The following is a 25,784-nucleotide window of genomic DNA, read 5'->3' as shown; positions in this document are numbered from 1 at the left end:
CGACCGGTCGCGCCGCCGCGCCGGAGCGTGCCGTCGTGCGGATGTCGGTGGTGACACGCCGTGAGCGAGGGCTGTGGGGCGGTGTGTCGGGTTCGGGGTCCGCGGGACGGTTCGGTTCGGGTGGTGTCGGTGCCGCCACACCCGAGCGTGCCGTCGTGCGGATGTCGGCGGTGACACGCCGTGAGCAAGGGCTGTGGGGCGGCGTGTCGGGTTCGGGGTCCGCGGGACGGTCGAGCCTCGGCGCGCGTCAGGGGGCGAGGGACAGGAAGACGTCGACCTCGTCCTCGGAGTCCAGGGCGAAGCCGACGCGCTCGTAGAGGCGGCGCGCGGGGCTGCCCTGCAGCACGTTCAAGCGCGTCGGGCCGTCGTGCGCTTCGGCGAGGACCTGCGCCAGAACCCCGCCGCCGACGCCGCGACCCTGCAGAGCGGATGCCAGGTAGAAGTGCTCGATCCAGCGGGTGGCCCCGTCGGGCCGGACGGTGATCGAACCGGCATCCGCCCCGTCGACGACGATGATGCGCGTCCACTCCGGACGGAAGCCGTCGCGCATCCGCTGCCGCACACGATGCGCGTCGAAGCGGCCGAGGCGTTCGAGGTCGCCGCGCAGCACCTCGGCGCGCAGCTCGACGAGCCACTCGATGTCGGCGGCGACGGCCGGGCGCAGACGGTACTCCATCCCTCGACCCTAGATCCGCGCGAGTCGCCACGAAGTGTCGCCTTCGGGCGTCCCGTGGTGGCAGGACCTGGCGACTCACGCGAAGGCGGGCGCCCGGGATACTGGGCGCATGAGTGTGTTCCTTCTCGGCGGCGGCCGCGATGCCGCCGTCTGCGGACCGTTGCTGGAGACCTTCGTGAGCGAGGCGCGGGAGCGGGCGAACGCGCGTCCCGTGATCGCCCTGCTGCTCGTGCTCGAGGCCGACGACGACGCCTCGGTCGATCGCTTCCGCGGCGTCCTCGAGGCCGCCGGAGCAGCATCCGACGAGATCCACGTGCACGCGATCGTCGAGGGGGAGAACTTCAGGGAGGCCGCGATCGAGGCCGACGGCGTGTTCGTCGGGGGCGGCCTGACCCCGGCGTATCACGCTGCCTTCCGCGTGGTCCGGGAGGCGCTGCGCGAACGGGTGGCCGGGGGGATGCCGTACGCCGGCTTCTCGGCGGGAGCGGCGATCGCGGCGGAGCGTGCGCTCGTGGGGGGCTGGCTGCGCGGCGGCGTCGAGGTCTGCTCCGAGGACGCGGGCGAAGAGCTCGGCGAGCTCGAGGTGCGCCCGGGCCTCGGACTCCTCGGCTTCGCCGTCGACGTGCACGCCGCCCAGTGGGGCACCCTGTCGCGCCTGATCGCCGCGGTCGACGCGGGCCTCGTCACCGACGGCGTGGCGATCGATGAGCACACGGCCCTGGTGATCTCGGCGCAGGCGGTCCCGGCGGTGCGGGGCAGCGGGCAGGTGTGGCGCGTGGAGTCCGCGGCATCCGGGGTCCGCGTTCAGGTGCTCCGGGCCTGAGGCTCCGCGTCCCACGCGATCTGCGCGAACGGGAACGGCCCCCACCCGCGAGGGTGAGGGCCGTTCCGGTGTCCGGCGTCAGACCGTGCGGCGGCGCCGCAGGGCGAACGCGAGGCCGCCCGCGACCACGAGGAACCCGCCCGCGAGGGCGAGGCCCCACGGCGCCTCGGCGCCGGTCGTGGCGAGGGACCCGCCGGGCTGCGCACCGGGCTGACCGGGCTGCGTGCCGGGCTGGCCCGGCGCGGGGACCGGCGTCGGCTCGGCGCTGGGCTGACCCGGCTCCGGAGTAACGTCCGACGCGATGATCGCGCGGCCGAGCGGTGCGGGGTCGACCACGCCGGTCGCCTCGAAGTACGAAAGCGTCGCGTCGAGGTCGATCTGCCCGGTGTCGGTGCGAGCGGTCCCCGCCGCGAAGGTCGGGAACCCGTCGCCGCCGTTCGCGAGGAACGAATTCGTCACCACGGTGAACGTGTCGGTGTCGGCGATCGCGCGGCCCTGGTAGGCCATCGACACGACCGAACCGACGCGGGGGTTCGCCGCGTCCTGCGTGTAGGTGTAGGTGAAGCCGTCGGACACGCCCAGGTGCAGCTTCGGCCGGTCGCCCGTGGCCTTCCACTGCTCGTTCAGGATGCCGCGGATCTGCTCACCCGTCAGCGTCACCGTCACCAGGGTGTTGGCGAACGGCTGCACGAGCGCCGCCTCCTTGTAGGTCACCACGCCGTCATCGCCCTTCAGCAGGTCGGCGCGCAGGCCGCCCGGGTTCATCAGCGCGATCTGCGCCTTCGTCCCGGCGTAGGCGGGGTTCTCCGACGTCGCCCAGAGGTACACGTCGGCGACCCAGTTGCCCATCGACGACTCGACGCCGCGGTCGGCGCCCGACGGCGTGCCACCGCGCAGGATGTCGCCGCTGATCTCCCCGACCGGCTTCGCGCCGATGACGTCCGCCTGCGCGACGTACTCCGCGACCTTCGCCGCGATGTCGGCGTCCGGAGCCGCCGCGCCCGCGAGCGGGAACGTGGTCCCCGAGATGGATGCCAGCGAGTCGGCGCGCGTGTCCCAGCTGAGCGACAGCTGACCCATCGCCTTGCCGTACTCCGACGCCTGGATCACGGGGCGGGTGCGGTCGGTGCCGGCCACGGGCAGATCGCACGCGTACGTCTGGTGCGTGTGGGCCGACACGATCGCGTCGATCTCGGGGGAGGCGTTCACCGCGAGGGCGCCGAACCCGGCCTGGTCGGCCGCGATGGCCGCGCAGTCGTTCGACGTCGAGGCTCCCGAGTGGGTCAGCAGCACGATGACGTCGGCGAGGTCACCGGCGGTGATCTCGTCGGCCACGCGGTTCGCGGCCTCGAGCTGGTCGCCGAAGTCCAGGCCCGCGATGCCGGCCGGGTCGACCATGGTCGCGGTGTCGGGGGTCACGGTGCCGATGAAGGCCACGCGGACGCCGTCGATGTCCTCGACCGCGTACTCCTGCAGCGCGGGCTCCTTCGTGCCCTTCTTGTAGACGTTGGCGCCGAGTCCGAACTCGCCCCCGCCGTACTCGGGGAGCACACGGTCGGTCAGGTCGGCGAAGCCGCGGTCGAACTCGTGGTTGCCCACCGCCGAGACGTCCAGACCCGAGGCCGTCAGCGTGTCGATCGTGGGGGAGTCGTCCTGGATGAGCGAGGTGAAGGTCGAGGCGCCGATGTTGTCGCCGGCCGAGACGAACAGCGTATTCGGGTTCTGCGCTTCCTTCGCCTTCACCGCGCCCGCGAGCACCGCGGCGCCGGCCTCGCCCTGCGACCCGGCCTCGAGGCGACCGTGGAAGTCGTTGATGGTGAGGATGTCGATGTCGGTGACGTTCGGGTCCTCGACCGCGAAGACGGTCGTGGTGCCCGAGACCTCGTTGCCGACTGCCACGAGCGGCCGACCGGTGGGGGAGTCCTCCGCGGAGATGAATTCCACACCCTCGGGGCCCAGGTCGCCGGCCGTCGACAACAGCTCGCGGTCGGCGCTGTCGTCGCCGGTCAGCTGATCCTCCACCGAGACCGAGAAGTCGCGGTTGTTGACATATCCGGCGTAGGTCGCGTCCGCGGGGTCGGTGATGTCGTACGTCATCACGCCGCCCACGCGCTCGAGGCCGATGAAGGCGTAGGTGCGGCCGTCGACCTGACCGATCGCGAGGCTCTCGGGCTCGGGGCCCTTGTCGTCGCTGCGCCCCTCCAGGTTGGACTCCGAGTGGTTCGAGTTGAAGAAATCGGGGTTGACGTCGTGCGTGATGCGCTCGAAGTCGGGGCCGGAGTCGAAGACCTGCTCACCGGCGGTGTTCCACACCGAGAAGCCGCGGCCGCCGAAGGTGTACAGCTCGTCGTAGCAGGTGCCGTCGGCGTTCAGACCCATGTCGGTCGCGACGTTGAGGCGGCCCAGGTCGGCGTCGTCGAGCGAGCCGGCGAGCGGGCTGTCGTCGCACACCGGCGCGAGGCCGTCGTCGCCGAGGTCCTTGACGCGAGCGGTGTCGTTGTACTCGCCCCACTCGCGTCCGTCGCCCTCGTTCGCGGTGACGAGGTAGGTCTCGCCCTCGGCCTCGAACGCCTCGATGCCGTCGGGCATGTACATCCCGAACAGGCCCGGGTAGCTCTTCTCGCTGAAGGTGGGGGCGTCCTCGGGGTCGCGGTCACTGGCATCGAGCGTCTCGACGCCGTAGTCCTTGAAGCCGAGGGGGCGGATGCCGGTGACCTCGGCCGAGGCGAGGTCGACAACCGCGAGGGCGTTCGCCTCCTGCAGCGTGACGTAGGCGGTCCCGCCGGCGACGGCGACGTACTCGGGCTCGAGGTTGCGACTCACGCGATCGGCGGCGAGCGGGGTGTCGCCCTGATCGGGGGCGGCGACGTCGGGCCCGAACACGCGCACGGCGGGGTCGAGCGTCTTCGAGCCGCCCTCCTCGAAGGCCGCGAAGTCCGCGATGCGGACGGCATCCTGGCCCGGGGCGGCTTTTCCGGCGGGGAGCGCGACGATGCCGACCGATCCCTCGGGGTCGGCCGAGAAGTCGTCCGCCGGCTCGCCCTCGTTCGCCACCACGGCGGCGGTGCCGTCGGCGGTGAGCGTCACCATGTCGGGCAGGGCACCCACGGTGACCTCTCCCAGCACGGTGGGCTCGGCGGCATCCGCGTCGAAGAACACCAGACGGCCGGGGGCGGTCTTCTCGGTCGCCTCGAGGGCGATGACTCCGAGGCCGTCGCCGCGCACGGCGAGGGAGTTGGCGACTCCCGTGCCCGTGATGTCGTAGAGCTTCGTCGGAGCGGCGGGGTTGCTGTTGTCCAGGACCTCGACGGCGCCGGCCTGCGCGTTGACCACGAACAGGCGGTTCTTGTACGCGTGCACGATCTCGGCGGCGGACTGGTCGAACACCCCGGTCTCGTACGTGCCGAGCGGGCGCAGGGTGACCGCGCTGCCGGCGGCGACGTCGCTCACGGGGTCGGGGACGAGGGCGGCGGAGGCCGCGGTGACGCTCGACAGGGCGAGCGCGCAGACGGCCGCGGTCGTCGCGGTGAGCGCGACGGTACGGCGAAGGAACGGCGAAGGCATGGCTGTGTCCTCGGGGCAGGGGGCGCGTGCGTCGCGGGGGCGGGCACGGGGATGCCGCGGGGGCGGCGTCGCGGCCGAGTCTGCCTGCGGGCGGTGTCGCGGCGGTGAACAGAGCACGAACGACCGCGCTCGGATCCCCCCGGAGGACGAGCGGAGGGCCCCGAGGACAGGTCGGGGCCCTCCGCCGGACCGTGTCAGATCGGTTGCGGCACGGGCGCGAGCGGAAGGGACACCCGGTGGGTCCCGGACTCGATGTCGAGCTCGCGATCGTCGGGGAGACGGATCACCCCGGTCGCACCGGTCGGGACCGTCACGTCGACGGTGAGGACATCGTCCACGACCCTCCACTCGATCGCTGCACGGCCGTAGGGCGTCTCGTGGGCCGTGCGCGCGAACGTGAGGCCGCCCCCCGGTCGGGGCGCGAAGATGATCCGGCGGTATCCCGCATCGGCGGGAGCGAGGCCGCCGACGGTGCGGTGGATCCAGTCCGCGACGGCGCCCAGTGCGAAGTGGTTGAAGGATGTCATCCCGCCCGGATTCACCGTGCCATCGGGAAGCAGGCTGTCCCAGCGCTCCCACGTCGTGGTTCCCCCCGACAGCACGGTGTACATCCACGACGGGCACTCACGCTCCAGCAGCAGGTCGTATGCCGCGTCCACGTGCCCCGAGTTCGTCAGGGCGTCGGTGATGAGGGGCGTGCCGGCGAAACCGGTCGCGATGCGGTTCCCGCCCGTGCGGACCAGTTCGGCCAGGCGCGCCCCCCACCGTCGTCGCTCATCCTCGTCGGCGGCCAGGTCGAATTCGATCGCCAACGCGTACGCGGTCTGCGCATCGCTGGTGAGGAGACCGGATGCCGCCACGTACTCGGCGCGGAACGCGGCCTTCACCTCGGCGGCGAGAGTGCTGTAGGCGATCTCGTCCTCCACCTTGCCCAGGACGGCGGCCGTCTTCGACAGGTGCAGGCTCGACCAGGCGAAGTACGCCGTGGCGACGAGGTAGCGATCGGTCGTGGCGTCCGCGGGGTCGTGCGGGGGTGCCGCGGGGTCCAGCCAGTCCCCCAGCTGGAAGCCGGAGTTCCACAGGCGCGAGGGGCCGGCGAGTCGACGGATCAGATCCACCCACCGGCGCGCGGAGTCGTACTGGTCGCGGAGGATCTGCTCGTCGCCGAACTGCCGATACAGGGTCCACGGCGTCAGCACCGCGACGTCTCCCCACGCTGCTCCGGGCCGGATGGGGGTCCACTCCTCCCCACCCGGGATGACCGGCACGTACCAGGGCACCGTGCCGTCGGGCAGCTGCTCGACCGCCACGTCGCGCAGCCACGAGCGCAGCATCCCGGAGCAGTCGTAGAGGTAGGACGCGGCGGGCGCGAAGACCTGGAGATCCCCGGTCCAGCCGAGTCGTTCATCGCGCTGAGGGCAGTCGGTGGGGATGTCGACGAAGTTGTCGCGCATCGACCATCGCACGTTCTCGTGCAGGCGGTTCAGCAGGGGATCCGAGGACTCGAACCACCCCGTGCGGGTCATGTCGGTGTGGTAGACCCGCGCCACGACCGATCCCGGCGCGATGTCCCCGGGCCACCCGTCGATCTCCGCGTACCGGAAACCGTGGATGGTGAATCGGGGCTCCCAGGTGAGGGCGGTGCCGTCGGTCACCAGGACATCGGTCGCGGCGGCTCCTCGCAGAGGCCGCGTGTACAACTCGCCGTCTTGAAGCACCTCGGCGTGCCGGAGGGTGATGACGCGTCCCGATTCCGCTTCCACCTCGACGCGCAGTCGTCCCGAGATGTTCTGACCGAAGTCCAGGATCCAGGCCCCGGATGCGGACCGCGTGATCGATCTGGGCTCGAGCTCCTCCGTGCAACGCACCGGCGGGCCCTCCGGAGCGACGAGCGTCGCGTGCTCGACCGGTGTCACCAGCACGGGACTCCACACGGGATCGGGTGCTGCCGCCCACTCCGCGGCATCCGCGCGGGCATCGTAGTACTCGCCTTCGTAGAGGCCGGTGCTGAGGATCGGGCTGGGAGCCGCCTCCCAGGAGTCATCCGTGGCGATGACCGTGCGGCTTCCGTCGACGTGCTCGATCTCGAGCTGCGCGATCAGACCGATGTCGCTGCCGTAGAGGTTGGGGTATCCGCCGTGGAATCCCAGGCGCCCGCGGTACCAGCCGTCGGACAGCCACGCCGCGATCGTGTTCGACCCCTCGGCCAGATGAGCGGTGACATCGTAGGTGTAGTACCGGAGGCGTTCACCGTAGACCGTCCACCCGGGCGAGAGCGCATCGTCGCCCACTCGTCGCCCGTTGATCTCGACCTCGTACAGCCCGTGCGCGGTGACGTAGAGCCGAGCGCGGGCGATGGCTCCCCCGACGTCGAGCGACCGGCGCACGCGCGGCGGCCGGCGCAACGACGTCGCGTCCTCCTCCCACGCCGGGCCGACAGCCGACGCCGTCCAATCGGAGGGATGGAGAAGGCCCGCCTCGACCTCGGCGGGAGGCGACCATTCGGATGCCGAGCCGTCCACTCCGTGGACGCGCACGCGGACCGTCGCCCGGTCGCGGGATCCGAGAGCGGTGAAGGGCCACGACACGAGCACCGATTCCGCTGCGTCGATTCGCCCTGTCGTCTCCCTCCGTACGTCGGAGCGGAACTCGAGTTCGTACGCGCTCTGACGCCAGCCCGCGGGTGCCGTGGTCTTCCACGACAGTCTCGGCTCGGGGACGCCGATGCCGAGTGCTCCGGGCAGATGTTCGAAGGTGAGGGGGGATACGTCGATGGTCATGCGGGGGTCGTCTCATCCTGCTTCGGGTGAATCATCGGTTTGAGGGTGGAGCGGTCGCGCCCCGGGAGCTGGAGCGCGAGATGCACGTCGGTCAGCGCGTGCGTGCTCGTCACCAGGCGACGCAGGTCGACTCGTCCGCTCGCGGCCAGTGCGATGGCATCCACGTACTGATTCGCGTAGCGGAACGTGCCGGTGAGGACGAGTTCGCGCGACTGGATCACATCGAGCGGGAGCGTGACCGTGCCGTCCGGCGCCATCCCCACCAGCACGGCTCGCCCCGCGGGGGCCAGTGCGGTGACCCCCGCGGCGACCGCCGCAGGCGACCCGGAGCATTCCACGAGAGCGGTGAAATCGCCGGGAAGATCCTCGGAGGAGACGTTCACCGTGAGCCCCGCGCCGAGTTCTCGCGCGACGGCGAGGCGTTCGGATGAGACGTCACTGACGACGACGGTCGCTCCCGCGGCCCGCGCGACCTGCAGAGCGAGGAGCCCCACGGGTCCGGCGCCGCTGATCAGCACGCGATCGCCGAGTCCGACCGCCGATTTGCGAACGGCCCACAGAGCCACGGCGAGCGGTTCGATGAGCGCTGCTTCGTCGTCGTCAAGGTTCTCCGGCACGTCGTGCGCGAAGTCCGAGGCGATGATCACGTGGGTGGCGAACGCCCCGTCGACGGGGGGTGTAGCGAAGAACCGCACGTCCGGACAGAGGTTGTACCGCCCACGCCGGCACTGTTCGCACCGGCCGCAAGGCACTCCGGGTTCGATGGCGACCCGCGCACCGACCCGCGCCTGCGGCACATCGCTGCCGACGGCGATGATCACGCCCGATGCTTCGTGTCCGAGGACGAGGGGGTCCGTGACCCAGGTGGAGCCGATGCGTCCGTCGCGGTACCAGTGGACGTCCGAACCGCAGACACCCACGGAACGCACCTCGACGAGCACCTCGAGGGGGCCGGGCATCGGGATCGTCCGTCGTTCGACGGTGGTGGCGTCGACGCCGGTCATGACGGCCGCACGGAGATGGGTCGGCGCGGTCACCCCTTCACCGCCCCGCTGGCCAGGCCCGCCATGATCCGCTGGTTCAGGACGAGGTAGATGGCGAGAATCCCGAAGACGTTGATGCAGATGGCCGCGAACAGCGGGCCGTACTGCGTGGCCCCGAACTGGCCGGTGAAGTTCAGCAAGCCCACCTGGACGGTCCGGAGCTGCGACGAGTTGGTGAACGTGAGCGCGATGAGCAGGTCGTTCCAGAAGAAGAAGAACTGCACCAGCCCCACCGTGACGATGGAGTTCCGCGCCATCGGCAGCGCGACGGAGAAGAAGGACCGGAAGATCGACGCGCCGTCGAGTGTCGAGGCCTCGAAGACCTCGCGAGGAATGGCCCGGAAGTACGTGGCCATCATGAACACCGTCAGCGGAAGGCCCGTCGCCGTGTAGGTGATGATGAGCGGCCAGAGCGAGCCGGTCAGCCCGGCTTGGAAGTAGACGGAGAACAGAGGCAGCAGGATCATCTGCCCGGGCACCATGATCCCGGCGAGGAAGAGGAGGAGGATTCCCGCCCGCCCCTTGAACACCATGACCTCGAGCACGAATCCCGCGGCGACGCCGAGGAAGAGCATCAGGAACAGCGCGGGGAAGACCGCTGCGACGCTGTTGCCCAGGTATTGACCGATGTTGCCGGTCACCCACGCGTCGGCGTAGTTCTGGAAGTTCAGCGCTCGCGGCAGGGCCCAGGTGGGGGCGTTGAGGAATTCGTCCTGGCTCTTGAACGAGTTCATCAGCAGCCAGAGGAGCGGGAGCACCTCGATGGCGACCAGCAGGGCGATGAGGACCGAGCCGGGCAGACGACGAAGAGCCGATCGGCGCACCGGCGGGCGTCGGCGGGGTCGCGACTCGAGCTCGGGGGTCTTCGGGAGCGTGGCGGTGGACATGGGGATCAGCCCTTCGTGACGTCGCGGCGAGACGACCGGAAGATGAAGACGGTCACAATCAGGCACAGGATGGTCAACAGCAGGGCGATCGATGCGCCGTAGCCGTATTCGCCGTAGCTGAAGGACGTCTGGAACATGTAGAGGGTCAGCGGCGTCGTCGCCGTGCCGGGACCGCCGTTCGTGAGGGCCACGATCGAGTCGAAGACCTTCAGCGTTCCGTTGATGGAGAAGATGATCGACGACAGCAGCACCGGCAACGACAGCGGGAGCACGATGCTGCGCACCATCCGCCACCCGGACGCCCCGTCGAGTCGAGCCGACTCCATGATGTCGTCGGGGATGTCCAGCAGCCCGGTGTACAGGAGCACGGCGTAGAACCCCATCGATCGCCAGAGGTCCATGATGACCAGCACGACGATCGCGCTGACGGGGCTGCCGAACCAGTCGATCGAGGGGATGCCGAAGAGGTTCAGCATCGCGTTGACCGGGCCGGTCTGCGGCGCGACCTCGAAGAGCTTCTGGAACATCAGCGCGACCGCCACCGTCGGGATGATGACGGGGAAGAACACGAGAGTCCTCACCACGCTTCCCCGGTTGCGCAGGACGAAGACGTAGAAGAGCGCCAGCAGGTAGCCCAACAGCACCTGACCCGCGGTGATGATGACGGCATAGAGGAGGGTGAAGCGCAGGGCCTCACCGACACGGGCGTCGCCGAAGAGCCGGGTGAGGTTGTCGACGCCCACGAAGGTGAATCCGGAGATCGCGTTCCCTTCGAAGAGGGTGTAGCCGAGCGACCAGACCACCGGGATCAGCATCACCAGGCTGTAGACGAGCAGCGCGGGGCCGAGCAGGAGGGCGATGGCCCGCTTGTCGCCGAGGACGTTGTTCATGGATGTTCCTTCGGGGTGAGACGACGGACGGGGGTCGCCGGAGCGACCCCCGTCCGTGGAGGGCGTCAGCCCAGGTCGTTCTGGACCAGGCTCATGAAGTCCTGCGCCGAGATGGCGCCGGTCACCAGCTGAGCCGCGTTCTTCTGGCTCGTCTCGGTGGCCTTGGCGTTGAAGAGCGCCTCGAACCACAGCACGGACTCCTGCGTGGAGGCGATCCGATCCTGGACGAGCGCGGTCAGATCGTCGACCTGCACATCTCCATTGACCTTGAAGCCCGAGATGGTGTCGGCCTCGGAGAGCGACTCCGCTCCGTAGTTGTTCGCGATGCAGGTGAGCCACTTGCCCGTGTTGTCGGTGTACGCCTTCTGCGACAACGCCATCGGCAGGCCGACGTTCGCCGGCGTCTGGCTCGAGTCGCCCGCACCGCCCGTCACGTCGGGGAACGGCATGAAGCCGATGTTCTCGGAGCCGATCTGATTCGCCGTCGGGTCGGCGAAGTTCGCCAGAGCCCAGCTGCCCATGTAGAAGAACGCGGCCTTCCCGGTCAGGAAAGTGTTGAACGCCGTGTCGTAGTCGATCGATCCGACACCCTGGCCGAACGAACCCGCCGCGCCGAGGTCGGCGATCGCCTGGGCCGCGGCCACGTACTCCGGATCGGTGAGCTTGGCCTCACCGTCGGCGACCTTCTGCAGAGCGTCCGGTCCGAGGTCGCGGAAGAGGTAGCCGCTGATGAGGCGCGTGAGGGGCCACCCCTGCTCACCCGAGGCGGAGAAGGGCTGGACACCCGCGCCCTGGAGCTTCGCGGCATCCGCCGTCAGCTCCGTCCACGTGGTGGGCACGTCGATGTCGTTGTCGGCGAGGATCTGCTTGTTGTACCAGATCCCCTCGATGTTGTACTGGTACGGCAGCACGTTGAAGCCGCCGTACAGCTGCTCGATCGTCGAGATGGCCGCCGGCTCGATCTGATCGATGACGCCGAGGTCGGTGAGGGTCTTCTGCAGGTCGAGAACCTGCCCGCCCTGGGCGAGCTCTTTGGTGAGCGCGGGTGCGTTGCCCGCGGCGTACTGGGTGGGCAGCGCGCTCTGTCCGGCGAGCAGCTGCAGCTTCTGGTCGAGCTGGGTCTGCGGGACGGTCTCGACCTGCAGCGGCTGGGCATCGTTCTCGGCCTTGCACTGGTCTTCGCTCAGGCTCGTCAGCAGTTCGGGGATCGTGGTGTTCTCCTGATTCACCAGGAAGGAGAACGAGGAGCCACCGGCAGAGCCGCCGCCTCCAGCACAGGCCGTCAATGCGAGCAGGCCGGCTGCGCCGGTCGCGACGGCGGCGACAGCGCGCCGCGAGCGCGTGGATGCTGTGGACACTTTTCCTCCTCGAAAATGCGCCTCTTCCATTGAAGCGCTTCAAGAGGATTATGCAGGCCCGCCCGGAGGGCGTCAAGGAAAATTTTGAAACGCTTCAGACCGAGGCGGCGGATATCGCGGAGCGACCCACCGTGCTCTCGCGCACGACGAGCTCCGGGCGGAGGACCGTTGTCACGTGCTCGTGCGTGGCCGGGTCCTCACCGAGCTCGGCGAGCAGGAGGCGGACACCCTCCCGCCCCATATCGATCCCCTGCATCTGCACCGACGTCAGCGGAATCATCCCGCCCCAGGCGGCGGAGTTGTGGTCGCATCCCATGACCGCGACGTCGCCCGGGACCGCGATCCCCTCGGCGCCGAACACCTGGATGAGGGCCATCGCCAGGAGGTCGGTCACCGCGATCACCCCGTCGAGGCGTCCGTCCCGCACCTGGGGCGCGAGTTCCTCGCCGGCCCGGAGGCCGCCCGGGGGATCCAGGTTCTCGGTCGGAATCTCCTGCAAGGTGACGCGACCGTTCTCCTCGGCGACGGCACGGCGCACGCCCCGCCGACGCAGCGCCACGGGTTGGAGATAGTCCCGACCCCCAACGAACGCCAGTCTCGTCCGGCCGATCTCGATGAGGTGCCGGGCTGCGAGGTAGCCGACCTCTTCGTTGTCGACGAGCACCTGGCAGCAGTCGTTGCGGCCGGTGTCGTAGTTCAACATGATCGTGGGACGGCCGTGCGTGCGGATGCGGGCGACGTCGTCGCCGGCGTCTTCCATCGGGGCCAGCAGGATGCCGCCCACGCGGGCGCCGTCGAAGAAATCGAGATCGGCCCGCTGTTGATCGATCCGATTGTCGCTGTTGGCGACGAGGACGTTCATCGACAGCTCGGTGGCGTAGCGCTGCGCGCCTCGCGCGATGTCGACGAAGAGCGAGTTGCTGATGTCGATCACCACGAGGCCGATGCTGCGAGAGCGGCCCGCGGCGAGTTGCTGCGCATTGGTGTTGCGCACGAAGCCGAGCTGGGCGATCGCTCCCTGAACGCGCTCCAGGGTGGCCGGCGCGACTTTGTCGGGATGGTTCAGGACGTTGGAGACGGTGCCGATGGCCACGCCCGCTGCGCGGGCGACGTCGGTCATGCTGGGGGTCCGCCTCTGCTGCACCGCGCCCCCTTCGGCTGCCCTCGTCCTGGTTGGATGCTAGCGGATCTGCGGGCGGGGTTGATGCGCTTCAATCCTCCGTCCGCGTGTCTCGGGTCGTTCGTGACGGCATACTCGGGCGGCCCGCGGCCGGAGGGTCGCCTCGCGCGAAGGGGTGGGTCCGGGCGGGGCCGTCGGGGTGGAACGGCGGGTCCATCGAGGGGCGTCCGCGCGTCGGCGGCCGGCGCTACCCTTTCGCCATGACCACCGCGAACGGCGCCCATCCCGACGAACCGCACCGCCAGGGCTTGTCGCAGCGCTTGAACTGGCTCCGCGCCGGGGTCCTCGGCGCGAACGACGGCATCGTCTCGACGGCCGCGGTCGTGGTCGGCGTCGCGGGAGCCACGAGCGACACCGGTCCCGTGCTCATCGCGGGCCTGGCCGCCCTCGTCGGAGGGGCGATCTCGATGGCACTGGGAGAGTACGTCTCGGTGTCGAGCCAGCGCGACAGCGAGCACGCGCTCATCCAGAAGGAACGTCGAGAGCTCGCCGACGATCCCGAGGCCGAGCTCGCCGAGTTGGTGGGGCTCTACGAGGCGCAGGGCCTCTCGCGCGAGACCGCGACCCGCGTGGCCGTCGAGCTCACGGCATCCGATGCTCTGAAGGCCCATTTGTCGGTCGAGTTGAACATCGACGCCGACGACGTGGTGAGCCCGTGGGCCGCGGCGTTCGCCTCGGCCGTGGCGTTCACGGTCGGCGCCCTGCTGCCGCTCGCGACGATCCTCTTGGCGCCGGTGGAGATCCGGGTCGCGCTGACGTTCGTCGCCGTGCTCATCGCCCTCGCCGTCACCGGTTACGTCGCGGCGTACATCGGCGGGGCGCGGCGAGGCCGGGCGGTGTTGCGCACCGTCATCGGCGGGGCGCTCGCGCTCGCGGCGACCTACGCCGTCGGCGCGCTCTTCGGGGTGTCGGCCGGGTAAAGGCCGCGGCTCCCTGCGTGCGAGTGCTGCTCCGCGCGGGTGAACGCTGCTCGTCGCGGGTGAACGCTGCTCCGCGGGGACCGGCGGTGCCACTCGCGGCGTGAGCGCCGCCGATAAACGCCGTTCCGGGTGAGAAACGCTGTGCTGCCGCGTTTCCCGAGAGGAATGGCGTTTATCGCGGCGTGGTAGTCGTGAGGCCTATCAATTAGTAGGACGTCCAGGTAATCTGGCGAGAGCGCCGACGCCGTCGCCTCACGAAGGAGAGCCGCATGGACACCACCCCTGCTCCCGCGCTCGACGCCTCGTCGACCGGCACCCTGAGTTCCGACGAGCGCGCCGCGATCCTCGACGCCGTCCGCGACTTCGCGGCAACCGAGTTCGCCCCGCACACCCTCGAATGGGATGCCGAGAAGCATTTCCCCCGCGACGTGCTGCGCCGCGCGGGGGAGCTGGGTCTCGGCGGCGTCTACGTCAACGACGACGTGGGCGGCGCCGGGCTGTCTCGGGCCGACGCGGTGGCGATCTTCGAGGAGCTCGCCTACGGCGACCCCACCGTCACGGCCTACATCACGATCCACAACATGGTCGCGTGGATGATCGACACCTACGGCACCGCCGCCCAGCGGGAGCGCTGGCTGCCGTCCCTGGTCGCCATGGACGACCTCGGCGCCTACTGCCTCACCGAACCGGGGGCGGGGTCGGATGCCGCCGCCATCGCCACCTCGGCGATCCGCCACGGCGACACGTACGTGCTGACGGGCGTCAAGCAGTTCATCTCGGGCGCGGGAGAGGCGTCGGTCTACGTCGTCATGGCGCGCACGGGCGAGCCGGGTGCGCGTGGCATCAGCGCGTTCCTCGTCCCCGCGGACTCCGCCGGCCTGTCTTTCGGGCCGAACGAGAGGAAGATGGGGTGGAACGCCCAACCCACCCGTCCGGTGATCCTCGACGAGGTGCGCGTGCCGGCCGAGAACCTGCTCGGCGGCGAGGGGTGCGGGTTCTCCATCGCGATGACCGCCCTCAACGGCGGACGGCTGAACATCGCCACGTGCTCCCTCGGGGGCGCGCGGTGGGCGCTGGACCGGGCGATCGCGTACGTGCACGAGCGCTTCACCTTCGGCGAGGCCCTGAGCGAGAAGCAGTCCGTCATCTTCTCCGTGGCCGACATGGCCACCGAGCTCGACGCCGCGCGTCTGCTCGTGCGCGACGCCGCCCAGGCCCTTGATGCCGGGGATCCCGACGCCGCCACCCGCTGCGCGATGGCCAAGCGCTTCGCGACCGACGTCGGCTTCCGCGTCGCCAACGAGGCGCTCCAACTGCACGGCGGTTACGGCTACCTCCAGGACTACGGCATCGAGAAGGTCGTGCGCGATCTGCGCGTGCACCAGATCCTCGAGGGGACGAACGAGATCATGCGGCTCATCGTCGGACGCAACGTCCTCGCGGCCTGACGTGCGGTCTTCTCGGTTCGGGGCGGATTCCGCCGCTTGGGGCGTGAGATTGCCGCCCCGAACGACAAAATCCGCCCCGAACCCGCCTGGGGGCGTCGCGCGAAGCGGGCACGCCGACGCGGCATGGCAGGGCTCTCGGCCGACGTCGGGGGTCCGTGCGAGCATTCGAGGGCGGGACCGACCGCTCCGCCCATCATTCGAGACCCCGGGAGGCACCATGACCGATCAGGATGCCGCGTACGAGACAATCCGCGTCGAACAGCGGGGCCGCGTCGGGTGGATCACCCTCGACCGCCCCGAGGCGCTCAACGCCCTCAACACGCAGACCATGCGCGATGTCGTCGCCGCGGCCGAGGCGTTCGACGCCGACGAAGGCGTGGGGGCGATCGTGGTCACGGGCAGTGAGAAGGCGTTCGCGGCCGGAGCCGACATCAAGGAGATGGAGCAGAAGTCGGGGCTCGACATGATGCTCACCGATCATTTCGGCGCCTGGGCGCGGTTCGCCGCGGTGCGCACGCCCGTGATCGCCGCGGTGTCGGGCTACGCGCTGGGCGGTGGATGCGAGCTCGCCCTCATGTGCGACGTGATCCTGGCATCCGATCGGGCGAAGTTCGGTCAGCCCGAGGTTCAGCTGGGCGTGATCCCGGGGATGGGCGGGACGCAGCGACTCGTGCGTGCGCTCGGGTACTACAAGGCCGCGGAGCTGGTGCTCACGGGGCGCATGATCGACGCCGCCGAGGCGGAGCGCGCGGGCCTCGTGTCTCGCGTGGTGCCGGCGGCGGAGCTGCTCGACGCGGCCGAGAGCACCGCCCGCACGATCGCCGAGAAGCCTCTGCCGGCGCTCTACGCCGCCAAGGCGGCCCTCGATGTCGCCCTCGAGTCAACGCTCGCCGAGGGCGTGCGCTTCGAGCGGCAGGCGTTCGCCTCGCTGTTCGACACCGCCGACCAAAAGGAGGGGATGGCGGCGTTCCGCGAGAAGCGGTCGCCGTCGTTCACGCACCGATGACCCGCCTCCGCCCGGCCCGTGCAGGCGACGACGTCGCCCGGGTCGTCGGCGTGCCCGTGGGAGACCGTCGGCCGCGCGCGGGCACCGCGTCGCCCCTCGGGGCTCAGAGCGGGTCGGGCACCGGAGCGGGGTCGGCGAAATCGCCGGCGCCCTTGCGGAAGCGCGCGATGATCCGCACGAGCGCCGTCGCGTCGTCGTCGTCGAGCCCGAGGTCGGCGAACACGGCGTTGAGCGCGTCGGTGGCCTCGTCGACCCGCCGTCGTCCCGCGTCGGTGAGCGCGAGCAGCGCGGCGCGCCCGTCGGTGGGGTGCGGCTCGCGCGTCACGTACCCGTCGCGCGCGAGGCGCTCGACCGTGTTGGTGACGCTCGTCGGATGCACCTGCAGGCGCGCGATGGCGCTGGCCATCGGCATCCGTCCCTCCCGCGTGAAGGCGAGCAGCCGCAGCATCTCGAAGCGCGAGAACGACAGGTCGAAGGGCTTCAGCGCCCGGTCGATGGATGCCATGAGCAACTGGTGCGCGCGGATCACCGAGGTCACGACCGTCATGCCGTCGGCCGCGTCGTCCCACCCGTGCGCCAGCCACTGGCGCTTGGCTTCGGCGATCGGGTCGACCGGCAGTCGTCGGGTCATGGGTCCTCCTCGCTTGTCACGGTACCGCTCACGCGGCGCGGCGGCCCCCTCGCCCCGGGGTGACCGGGGGCTGAGCCTGTCGAAGCCGTCGCGGGTTCCGATCCCTTCGCCGAACTCGGAGACCTCTGTCTCGGCGCGCCATCGGACGACCTCGTCGAGGCCCGCGTTCCCCCGCCGCGAGGTCGCGGCATCCGTCCCCCGAACGAAGGAGCCGCGTCGATGAAGATCGTGGTGCTCATCAAAGAAGTCCCCGACACGTGGGGCGAGCGTCGTCTCGACCTCGAGACGGGGCTCACCGACCGTTCCGCGTCGGCCCCGGTGCTCGACGAGATCGACGAGCGCGCGGTCGAGGCGGCGCTCGCGCACGCCGACGCGCACCCCGGCACCGAGGTCGTGGTCCTCACCATGGCTCCGGCATCGGCCACGGCGACGGTGCGCAAGGCCCTCGCGATGGGCGCGACCTCGGCCGTGCACGTCGTCGACGACGCCCTGCGGGGCGCCGACCTGCTGCTGACCGCCGATGTGCTCGCCGCGGCGATCCGCCGCACGGGCTTCGACCTCGTGATCGCGGGCAACCTCTCCACCGACGGCGGTGGGGGAGTCGTTCCCGCGATGGTGGCCGAGCTCCTCGGCGTGCCGCAGCTCACGGCGCTGTCGAGCCTCGACGTCGCCGACGACACGGTGTCGGGCGAGCGCGTGAGCGATGCCGGGACGATGCGGGTGTCGGCATCCCTGCCCGCGGTGGTCTCGGTCACCGAGGCGCTTCCCGAGGGGCGCTTCACGACCTTCAAGGGCATCATGGCCGCGAAGAAGAAGCCCTTCGACACCGTGGATGCCGCCGACCTCGGCGTCGTGGCCGAAGACCCGGCGCAGGCGCGGTACATCATGCTGTCGGTCTCCGAGAGGCCGCCGCGCGCGGCCGGGACGAAGATCGTCGACGAGGGCGACGCGGGCGAGAAGCTCGCGGCCTTCCTCCTCGCCGAGGGGGTGGCGTGATGAGCGTCGCTCTGGTCCTGCTCGAGGTGCTGCCGTCCGGAGGGCTCGCCGCCTCGGCCGCCGGGCTGCTGGCGGCGGGGGCCGCGGTGGGGGAGCCGGTGGCGGTGCTCGCCGCTCCGGCTGCGCTGCTCGACGACGCCGCCGCGGAGGCCGCGGAGCTCGGAGCGGTGCGCGTGCTGACCGCCGCGGTCGACCCCGACCTGCTGACGGGCCCCGTCGTCGATGCGCTCGCCGCGGCGGTGGCGGCCGAGAGCCCCGATCTCGTGCTGGTCTCGAACGCGATCGAGTCGCGGGATGCCGCGGCGCGCCTCGCGGTGCGGTTGCGCCTCCCCCTCGCGACCGACATCGTCGGCGTCGGGCGCGACGAGCTCGGCGTCGTGGCCCATCACGCCGCGTTCGGCGGAGCTTTCACGGTCGAGGGAGCACCCACCTTCGGCCCCCTCGTCGCGACCCTGCGCCCCGGGGCGGTCGACGCGCGCCTCGACGCGCGACCGCTCGAGGTGCACGGCCTGCAGGTGACGGCATCCGCCATCCCGTCCGCGCGGGTCGAGGACTTCTCCGAGACCGTGGCCCCCTCGACGCGGCCCGAGCTGCGCGGAGCGGCCGCGGTCGTCGCCGGCGGTCGGGGAGTGGGATCGAAGGAGGACTTCGCCCTCGTCGAGCAGCTCGCCGACGTGCTCGGCGCGGCCGTCGGCGCCTCGCGCGCGGCCGTCGACGCGGGGTACGCCCCGGCGAGCACGCAGGTGGGACAGACCGGGGTCTCGGTGTCGCCGCGGCTGTACGTGGCGCTCGGGATCTCGGGGGCGATCCAGCACCGGGCGGGCATGCAGACGGCGGGTGTGATCGTAGCGGTCGACAAGAACCCCGACGCACCCATCTTCGACATCGCCGACTTCGGTATCGTCGGAGATCTGTTCACCGTCGTCCCGCAACTCATCAGCGCGCTAGAGGCCCACAAGAAGTAGATGGCGTCCACACCCCGCACTCCGCGTCGCGGGCTGCCGCGCGTCCCCGGTGGGGAGCCCTGGCCGCCCGCGGGTTCCGGCGCGTCCGGCGACGCGTCCCCTCCGGACGCCGGGGGGAGTTCGCAGAGCGGCGCGCATCTCGCGGATCCCGCCCCGCGGGAAACGAACAACGCGACGAACCCCGAGCTGTCGCCGAAGGATGCCGGAGGATCCCGCCCCGTGCCGGCCTCCGGAACCACCGTGCGCCGAGGGCTTCCGCGCGAGCCGGGCGGGGAGCCCTGGCCGGCGGCATCCCTCGCTCCGTCCGACGCGGGTGCGACGCCCGTCCCCGCATCGGACCGGGTCGATGCGATCGGATCGGAGGTGCCGTCGCATGCGGTTCCGGTCCGCGACTCCGCCTCCGACGAGCCCGCGGGCAGCGGCACCGCCCCGCGCCCGGCCGCCGCGCCTGCGGAGACGGATGCCGTGGCCGGCCATGTGCGCCGAGGGCTCCCGCGCGAGCCGGGCGGGGAGCCCTGGCCCCCGGCATCCGGTTCGGGTTCGCGGGCGGCAGCGGAATCGCAGCGGCGTGATGGAGTCGGGGCGGGGGCGCCCACGCCTCCGACGTCGGTGCCCGTTTCCGACCGGGGGTCGGAACAGGACGCTGGCGGCGGGATGCCCCCGCGCCCGCTCGCGTCGTCCCGCCCTCCGTCGGGAGCGACCGGAGCGCCCGCTGCGCCGGGAGTGGCCGGAGCGCCTGCTGCGCCCGGGGTGCCGGGAACGACTCCTGCGCCCGCCACACCGGGAGTGACCACCGGCGCGCCCGCTGCGCCCGGAGTGCCGGGAACGACTCCTGCGCCCGCCGCACCGGGAGTGACCGGCGCGCCTGCTGCGCCCGGGGTGCCGGAAGCCCCCGAGGTGCCCGCAGCCCTCGCGGACGCCGCCCCGCGCCCTCCCCTCACGGTTCGCCGGACCGTCTGGCCCGGGGCCGCGGCGCGACGCGCGACGCCCGGCGCCGGCTCCGCCGTGAAACCCCGACCGGCCGCGGCGACAACCGCTCCCGCCGCTCTGCGCGACTACTCGCCCGTCCAGCTGCTCGGATCGACGGCCGTTCTCGGCGTCTTCGCGCTCGCCCTGGTCGGCATCGCCGTGCTGCTCGCGCGTTTCGTGCTCGCGATCGGACCCGGGCGCGACTTCCTCGCCGCCTTCCCCGGCGAATATCCCCTCCCCGCGTCCGCGCCCGTCGGGTTGCCCGCGTGGCTCAACTGGTCGCACTTCCTCAACAGCTTCTTCCTGCTGCTGATCATCCGCACCGGCTGGCAGGTGCGCCGCGAGAAGAGACCCTCCGCCTTCTGGTCTCCGCGCACCGACAAGAGGAGGCGCATCAGCCTCACCCTGTGGTTCCACCAGGCGCTCGACATCCTGTGGATCGCGAACGGCGTCGTGTTCGTCGTGCTGCTGTTCGTCACCGGACAGTGGATACGGATCGTGCCGACGTCGTGGGAGGTCTTCCCGAACGCCCTCTCGGCGGCGCTCCAGTACGCCTCTCTCGACTGGCCCACCGAGAACGGGTGGGTGAACTACAACAGCCTGCAGCAGCTGTCGTACTTCGCCATCACCTTCGTCGCCGCTCCTCTCGCGATCGTCAGCGGTGTGCGCCTGTCGGGGATCTGGCCGAAGGATGCCGAGAAGCTCAACCGGCTGTATCCGGCGGAGTGGGCGCGCAAGGTCCACTTCCCGACGATGCTCTTCTTCGTGGCGTTCATCGTCGTGCACGTGGCACTCGTGCTCGCCACCGGTGCCCTTCGCAACCTGAACCACATGTACGCCGCCCGCGGGTCCGTCGATCCCGAGGCGTACACGAGCGATCCGACCGGTCTGTTGATCTTCGCGGCATCCCTCGTGGTGATGGCTGCGGCGTGGATCGCCGCGCGGCCCGCGGTGCTCGTGCCGATCGCCCGCCTGTTCGGCGAGGTCAAGCAGCGCTGACCCGCGCGCGGGTCCGGCGGGAGCGCGGAGACCGCCCCCGGTCGCCGAGGACGCACGCGACCGCGGCCGACCGCATGCGGCCTCGGCGGGAGCCCGCGATCCGGCGACGGCCGCTGCCCTCGGCGGCGGCCTGCGGGGTCGGCGACGACCCGCGGCCTCGCCGACGACCCGCGGTCGAGCGGGCCTCAGGTGCGCGCGCGGAGACCGGCGACGATGAGGTCGAGGCCGAAGGCGAAGTCGCCGCTCGTCGGGTCGGCAGCGGCGAGGTCCGCGCCCGCGCCCCCGGCGGACTCCGGCCGCGCCCCCGCACTGTCGTACTGCAGGCGCTGCTGCTCGTGCCAGGCGAAACCGAGCACGTAGTGCAGCACGGTCGTGGCGACCCGGCGGGCGGTGGCGGCGTCGGAGCCGGCGGCGGTGACGGCGGCAGACAGGCGTTCGAGCGCGACCGACGAGCCCAGGCCCATCGCGAGCGTGCTCGAGACCACCTCGGCGCCGTCGCGATAGGCGAGCAGGGCGTCGCGCAGGGCGTGCGCCTCGCGGGACAGGTCGACGGCGGCACCGGATGCCATGCGGCTCACGATCCGGTCCGACAGCTCCGCGAGCAGCGACTGCTTGTTCGGGAAATGCCAGTAGAGGGCGCTCGGCTGCACCTCGAGCGCCGTCGCGAGGCGGCGCATCGTGAGGTCGGGGAGGCCGTGGTCGTCGAGGATGCGCAGGGCCGTGCGCGCGACGTCGTCGGCGGAATGTCCTCGCGGTGCCATGGGGATGAGTATAGTGAACGCCGTTCAAGTGAACACCGTTCAGGAAGGCCTCCCCATGACCCGTCGCCTCGACGCCACCGACCTCGCCCGCGTCGCCGTCTTCGCCGCTCTCATCGCGGTCCTCGGCCTGCCCGGGAGCTTCCCGGTCTTCGGCGGTGTGCCCATCACTGCCCAGACGCTCGGCGTCATGCTCGCCGGCGCCGTCCTCGGCCCCTGGCTCGGCGCGCTGTCGGTGACGGTGCTGCTCGCCCTGGTCGCGGTGGGTCTTCCCCTGCTCGCCGGGGGACGGGGCGGGTTCGGCGTCTTCCTCGGCCCCACCGCCGGATACGCGCTCGGATGGATCCTCGGCGCGATCGTCATCGGCCTCATCGTCCACGCGGGCGGTCGGCGCCCGGTCGTCTGGCGCACCGTCCTCGCGATGCTCCTCGGAGGCGTCGTGGCGATCTACGCCCTCGGCATCCCGGTGCAGAGCTTGGTCACCCGCCTCCCGCTCGGTGAGACCATCCTCTCCAGCCTCGTCTTCGTGCCCGGCGACCTGCTCAAGGCGGCGGTGGCGACGGTGGTGGTGACCGCCCTCGTGCGGGCCTATCCCCGCGAATTCCGCCGCGAGTGGAACGCGCAGGCCCCCGCGCGGGTCGAGGTCGGAACCACCGCGTGAGCACGATCCGCTGCGACGGGCTGTCGGCCCGCCTCGGCGGTCGCGACGTGCTGCGCGAGGTCACCCTCGACCTCGCCGCCCGAACGATCGCCGTCATCGGCGACAACGGTTCCGGCAAGTCGACCTTCGCGCGGCTCGTCGCGGGCCTCGTGACACGTTCGGCGGGAGACCTGAGCGTGCGGGGCCTCGACCCCGACCGGGATGACGCGGAGCTTCGCCGCCGCGTCGCCCTGGTGCTCAGCAATCCCGATGCGCAGATCGTCATGCCGGTGGTCGCGGACGACGTCGGTTTCTCGCTGCGCTCCGACCGTCTGCCGAAGGCCGAGCGCGCGGAGCGGGTGGCCCGGGCCCTCTCGCGTTTCGGTCTCGCCGACCTCGCCGATCGACCGGCGCACGATCTGTCCGGAGGGCAGAAGCAGCTGCTGGCGCTGTGCGGGGCCTTCGTGCGCGATCCCGACCTCGTCGTCGCCGACGAACCCACGGCCTACCTCGACGCCCGCAATGCGCGGCTCGTGGCCGATCACCTCCTGGCCGACACCGGTCACGCCCTCGTCCTCGTGACCCATGACCTCGACCTCGCGCGACGCTGCGACGCCGCCGTGCTGCTCGCCGAGGGTTCCGTGGTCGCCGCGGGTACGGCATCCGGTGTCGTCGACGCCTACGAACGGACGCTTGCATGCTGAGCCTCTACCGACCCGGCGACGGCTTCCTGCACCGGATGCCGGCCGGCCCCACGATGCTCCTGCTCGCGGTCGTCGCGCTCGGCCTGGCGTCGCTGCCGAGCGCCGCGTGGGCGGCCGCCGTCTGCGCCGCAGCGGTCGTCGTCGCCTACGCCGCGTCGGGCCTGGGGATGCGCGAGCTGGGCCGGCAGGTCGGGGGTCTGCGCTGGATCCTCGCGATCACCGCGATCGGCCAGCTCGTCTTCCTCGGCCCCGAGCCGGCACTGGCCAACACCGCGCGCGTCGCGGCCGCGCTGCTCACCGCGGCCCTGCTGCCGCTGACCACCCGCGTCGACGACATGCTCGACGCGCTCGAGCGCGGCCTCCGCCCGCTGCGGAGGATCGGGATGGATGCCGAGCGCGCGGCGCTCCTGCTCGCCGTGACCATCACGACCGTCCCCGTCCTCGCGCGGCTGGCCGCCGAGGTGCGCGAGGCGCAGCGCGCCCGCGGGGTGCGGCCGTCGCTGCGAGCGGGCATCCTTCCCTTCGTCGTGCTCTCGCTGCGGCACGCCGACCAGCTCGGCGAGGCCCTCGCCGCCCGCGGCGTTCGCTGAAGACGGGTCCGTTGCGCTCGCGTGGGTGTTCGGCTGCGCCTCGTCGAGCGGGTCGCTCGCCCTCTTCGCCGCCTCGGCCACACGACTCTTGTGTCGTCTCGGCCGCACAACCTCGGCAGGGGTGACCTTGTCCCACTTATGGCCGGTCGTGGGCCTCGCAAGTGGCCATAAGTGGGACGGGCACCGCCATAAGTGGGACAAGCACCGCTGGAGGGGGCACCGCCATTAGTGGGACGGGCACCGCTGGGGGGAGGAGGTGACGAAGGGCGGCGGCCGCTGGCGGCGGGGTGCGGGTTCAGGCATCGCCGGGGTCGCGGGGCGGGGCAGGGGTTACCTCGTCCCACTTATGGCCGGTCGTGGGCCCCGCAAGTGGCCATAAGTGGGACAAGCACCGCCACAAGTGGGACATGCTCCACCGGAGGGGAGGGGGTGCCGAAGGGCGGCGGCCGCTGGCGGCGGGGTGCGGGTTCAGGCATCGCCGGGGTCGCGGGGCGGGGCAGGGGTTACCTCGTCCCACTTATGGCCGGTCGTGGGCCCCGCAAGCGGCCACAAGTGGGACAGGCACCGCCATAAGTGGGACAAGCACCGCCACGAGTGGGACAAGCGCCGCCACAAGTGGGACAAGCACCGCCACAAGTGGGGACGAGCACCGCCACAAGTGGGACGAGGGATGAACGACGGGACGCGCTACGCGCCGGCCGCCCGCCCCGCGGCGAAGCCCTCGGCGTACGCCTCATCGGCGCCCTGGCGGAACATGTCGCGGGCGGGATCGCGCACAATCGAGCGCGCACCGGGCAGGTCGAGGTCGCCCACGAGGTCGCCGCGTCCGCGCACGACCGCGACGGGACGGCGCGAGGCCTTGCCCTTCACCAGATCGGTGGCGGCGGCGATCTCGTCGGCCACGCACGGCAGGGTCACCACGAGGGGGCGGCCCTCGGCATCCACCGTTCCGCGGAGGTCCTCGAACACGTGGATGCCGCCGGCCCCGATCGCGTGATCGGTCTGGCCTTCGCGCCAGGCCCGGCCGAGCGTGTCGGTGATGATCACGCCCACGTGCGCTCCGGTCGCCGTGCGCAGGCCGGTCGCGAGGGCGCGCGCCGAGGCGTCGGGGTCGACGGGGAGCAGCAGCACGGTGCCCTCGGGGGTGTTGCTCGCGTCGACGCCGGCGGCGGCGGAGACGATGCCGAGCGGGTTCTCCACGATGCGCGTCACGTGCCCGGTGGGGGAGGTGCGGGAGGCCACGAGCCGCACGGTCTCGCGCGTGATCGCGTCCTCGCGATCGGCGGCCTCGATGATGCGCCCCTCCGCCTTCGACACGATCTTGCTCGTGACGACGACGATGTCGCCGTCGGCGAGGGGCTCGGGGAGGGCATCCAGGATCACCCCGACGAGGTCGTCTCCCGGGGTGATCTCACGGATGCCGTCGAGGGCCCAGATCTGCAGCACGGTCAGCGGACGAAGCGCACCTCGGTGAGCTCCTCGCCGAGGAAGGGCTCGGTGTGCGACGCACCGTCGAGGGCGAAGCCGTTGCGCGCGTAGAAGCGGTGCGCGCGCGGGTTGTCGTCGGCGACCCAGAGGTACAGGCCCTCGCCCTCTTCGACGGCGGCGTCGAAGAGCTGCTGGCCGATGCCCGTGCCGTGGTAGGCGTCGAGCAGGTAGATGAAGTACAGCTCGCGCTCGCGCGGGGCGTCGTCGTCGCGCGCGGGGCCCGAGCCCACGAAGCCGACGATCTCGCCGTTCACGAGGGCGGCGTGCATGCGGTATCCGTCGCCCTGGGCGGCCCAGTGGGTCCAGAGCTCCGCCATGCGGCGCGGCGAGACGGCCTCGAGGGCCGCCTTGCTGATGAGGTGGTCGTAGGTCTCGTGCCAGCAGGTGGCGTGCACGCGGCCCAGGGCCTCGGCATCCACATCGCGCACCGGACGGACGACGATGTCGGTTCGGGTTTCCGCAGTCATGG

General features: G+C 71.3%; 22 protein-coding genes. 10 read left to right on the top strand and 12 right to left on the bottom strand.

Annotated features, from left to right (window positions below; translation table 11 throughout):
* Positions 1–247: 247 nt before the first annotated feature.
* Positions 248–676, bottom strand: coding sequence for a GNAT family N-acetyltransferase (locus RWH44_RS05285; protein WP_316003756.1), 429 nt, complete (start codon positions 674–676; stop codon positions 248–250).
* 109 nt (positions 677–785) lie between these two features.
* On the opposite strand from RWH44_RS05285, the gene RWH44_RS05280 reads away from it, so the two are divergent.
* A complete protein-coding gene (locus RWH44_RS05280; protein ID WP_316003755.1) occupies positions 786–1,499 on the top strand; it encodes a Type 1 glutamine amidotransferase-like domain-containing protein in 714 nt (237 codons plus the stop codon).
* Positions 1,500–1,577: 78 nt separating this feature from the next.
* Here the strand turns inward: RWH44_RS05280 and RWH44_RS05275 are convergent, their stop codons facing one another.
* From RWH44_RS05275 to RWH44_RS05245, 7 genes are all read right to left on the bottom strand, one after another.
* A complete protein-coding gene (locus RWH44_RS05275) occupies positions 1,578–5,063 on the bottom strand; it encodes a choice-of-anchor I family protein (protein ID WP_316003754.1) in 3,486 nt (1,161 codons plus the stop codon).
* A 194-nt stretch (positions 5,064–5,257) separates the two neighbouring features.
* Complete coding sequence (locus RWH44_RS05270) at positions 5,258–7,843, bottom strand: family 78 glycoside hydrolase catalytic domain (RefSeq protein WP_316003753.1); 2,586 nt, start codon at positions 7,841–7,843, stop codon at positions 5,258–5,260.
* Complete coding sequence (locus tag RWH44_RS05265) at positions 7,840–8,880, bottom strand: NAD(P)-dependent alcohol dehydrogenase (RefSeq protein WP_316003752.1); 1,041 nt, start codon at positions 8,878–8,880, stop codon at positions 7,840–7,842. The genes RWH44_RS05270 and RWH44_RS05265 overlap by 4 nt, the downstream gene beginning before the upstream one ends.
* Positions 8,877–9,773, bottom strand: a complete 897-nt coding sequence (locus RWH44_RS05260; RefSeq protein ID WP_316003751.1) for a carbohydrate ABC transporter permease — start codon at positions 9,771–9,773, stop codon at positions 8,877–8,879. Before RWH44_RS05260 ends, RWH44_RS05265 begins: the two co-directional genes overlap by 4 nt.
* Before the next feature lie 5 nt (positions 9,774–9,778).
* On the bottom strand, positions 9,779–10,663 hold the full coding sequence (locus tag RWH44_RS05255) for a carbohydrate ABC transporter permease (protein ID WP_316003750.1): 885 nt from the start codon (positions 10,661–10,663) through the stop codon (positions 9,779–9,781).
* A gap of 65 nt (positions 10,664–10,728) precedes the next feature.
* On the bottom strand, positions 10,729–12,021 hold the full coding sequence (locus RWH44_RS05250; protein WP_316003749.1) for an ABC transporter substrate-binding protein: 1,293 nt from the start codon (positions 12,019–12,021) through the stop codon (positions 10,729–10,731).
* 94 nt (positions 12,022–12,115) lie between these two features.
* Complete coding sequence (locus RWH44_RS05245) at positions 12,116–13,141, bottom strand: LacI family DNA-binding transcriptional regulator (protein ID WP_316003748.1); 1,026 nt, start codon at positions 13,139–13,141, stop codon at positions 12,116–12,118.
* Positions 13,142–13,401: 260 nt separating this feature from the next.
* On the opposite strand from RWH44_RS05245, the gene RWH44_RS05240 reads away from it, so the two are divergent.
* From RWH44_RS05240 to RWH44_RS05230, 3 genes are all read left to right on the top strand, one after another.
* Positions 13,402–14,121, top strand: a complete 720-nt coding sequence (locus RWH44_RS05240) for a VIT1/CCC1 transporter family protein (protein ID WP_316003747.1) — start codon at positions 13,402–13,404, stop codon at positions 14,119–14,121.
* Between the two features lie 269 nt (positions 14,122–14,390).
* Positions 14,391–15,569 carry an acyl-CoA dehydrogenase family protein gene (locus tag RWH44_RS05235; RefSeq protein ID WP_316003746.1) on the top strand — a complete coding sequence of 393 codons (1,179 nt, stop codon included), beginning with the start codon at positions 14,391–14,393 and terminating at the stop codon, positions 15,567–15,569.
* A gap of 217 nt (positions 15,570–15,786) precedes the next feature.
* Positions 15,787–16,575: an enoyl-CoA hydratase-related protein gene (locus tag RWH44_RS05230; protein ID WP_316003745.1), complete on the top strand. Its 789-nt coding sequence runs from the start codon at positions 15,787–15,789 to the stop codon at positions 16,573–16,575.
* Positions 16,576–16,678: 103 nt separating this feature from the next.
* On the opposite strand, the gene RWH44_RS05225 is transcribed toward RWH44_RS05230, so the two are convergent.
* Positions 16,679–17,206 carry a MarR family winged helix-turn-helix transcriptional regulator gene (locus RWH44_RS05225; RefSeq protein WP_298876185.1) on the bottom strand — a complete coding sequence of 176 codons (528 nt, stop codon included), beginning with the start codon at positions 17,204–17,206 and terminating at the stop codon, positions 16,679–16,681.
* A 219-nt stretch (positions 17,207–17,425) separates the two neighbouring features.
* Between RWH44_RS05225 and RWH44_RS05220 the strand changes: the two genes are divergently transcribed.
* From RWH44_RS05220 to RWH44_RS05210, 3 genes are all read left to right on the top strand, one after another.
* Complete coding sequence (locus RWH44_RS05220) at positions 17,426–18,202, top strand: electron transfer flavoprotein subunit beta/FixA family protein (protein WP_316003744.1); 777 nt, start codon at positions 17,426–17,428, stop codon at positions 18,200–18,202.
* Entirely contained in the window at positions 18,202–19,167 is a 966-nt protein-coding gene (locus RWH44_RS05215) for an electron transfer flavoprotein subunit alpha/FixB family protein (protein WP_316003743.1), read from the top strand. Before RWH44_RS05220 ends, RWH44_RS05215 begins: the two co-directional genes overlap by 1 nt.
* 1,005 nt (positions 19,168–20,172) lie before the next feature.
* Positions 20,173–21,135, top strand: coding sequence for a cytochrome b/b6 domain-containing protein (locus RWH44_RS05210; RefSeq protein ID WP_316003742.1), 963 nt, complete (start codon positions 20,173–20,175; stop codon positions 21,133–21,135).
* 185 nt (positions 21,136–21,320) lie between these two features.
* On the opposite strand, the gene RWH44_RS05205 is transcribed toward RWH44_RS05210, so the two are convergent.
* The gene (locus RWH44_RS05205) at positions 21,321–21,896 is read right to left on the bottom strand and encodes a TetR/AcrR family transcriptional regulator C-terminal domain-containing protein (protein WP_316003741.1); all 576 of its coding nucleotides are present in this window, start codon (positions 21,894–21,896) and stop codon (positions 21,321–21,323) included.
* A 55-nt stretch (positions 21,897–21,951) separates the two neighbouring features.
* Here RWH44_RS05205 and RWH44_RS05200 point away from each other — a divergent pair, with 55 nt between their 5' ends.
* From RWH44_RS05200 to RWH44_RS05190, 3 genes are read left to right on the top strand one after another with little or no spacing between them, the layout of a single operon-like run.
* A complete protein-coding gene (locus tag RWH44_RS05200; protein WP_316003740.1) occupies positions 21,952–22,554 on the top strand; it encodes a biotin transporter BioY in 603 nt (200 codons plus the stop codon).
* Positions 22,551–23,237: an energy-coupling factor ABC transporter ATP-binding protein gene (locus tag RWH44_RS05195; RefSeq protein ID WP_316003739.1), complete on the top strand. Its 687-nt coding sequence runs from the start codon at positions 22,551–22,553 to the stop codon at positions 23,235–23,237. The genes RWH44_RS05200 and RWH44_RS05195 overlap by 4 nt, the downstream gene beginning before the upstream one ends.
* Complete coding sequence (locus RWH44_RS05190; RefSeq protein WP_316003738.1) at positions 23,231–23,827, top strand: energy-coupling factor transporter transmembrane component T; 597 nt, start codon at positions 23,231–23,233, stop codon at positions 23,825–23,827. The genes RWH44_RS05195 and RWH44_RS05190 overlap by 7 nt, the downstream gene beginning before the upstream one ends.
* A 687-nt stretch (positions 23,828–24,514) precedes the next feature.
* Here the strand turns inward: RWH44_RS05190 and cofE are convergent.
* Positions 24,515–25,273 (bottom strand): coenzyme F420-0:L-glutamate ligase, encoded by a 759-nt coding sequence (cofE, locus tag RWH44_RS05185; RefSeq protein ID WP_316003737.1) that lies wholly within the window; start codon positions 25,271–25,273, stop codon positions 24,515–24,517.
* A gap of 2 nt (positions 25,274–25,275) precedes the next feature.
* Complete coding sequence (locus RWH44_RS05180) at positions 25,276–25,782, bottom strand: GNAT family N-acetyltransferase (RefSeq protein ID WP_316003736.1); 507 nt, start codon at positions 25,780–25,782, stop codon at positions 25,276–25,278.
* Between the last annotated feature and the right edge of the window lie 2 nt (positions 25,783–25,784).

Origin of the sequence: Microbacterium phycohabitans (genome assembly GCF_032464935.1) — a bacterium.
Classification (GTDB): Bacteria; Actinomycetota; Actinomycetes; order Actinomycetales; family Microbacteriaceae; genus Microbacterium; species Microbacterium phycohabitans.
The sequence above is the reverse complement of the archived record's forward strand: the minus strand, read 5'-3'. Positions and strand labels throughout refer to the sequence as shown.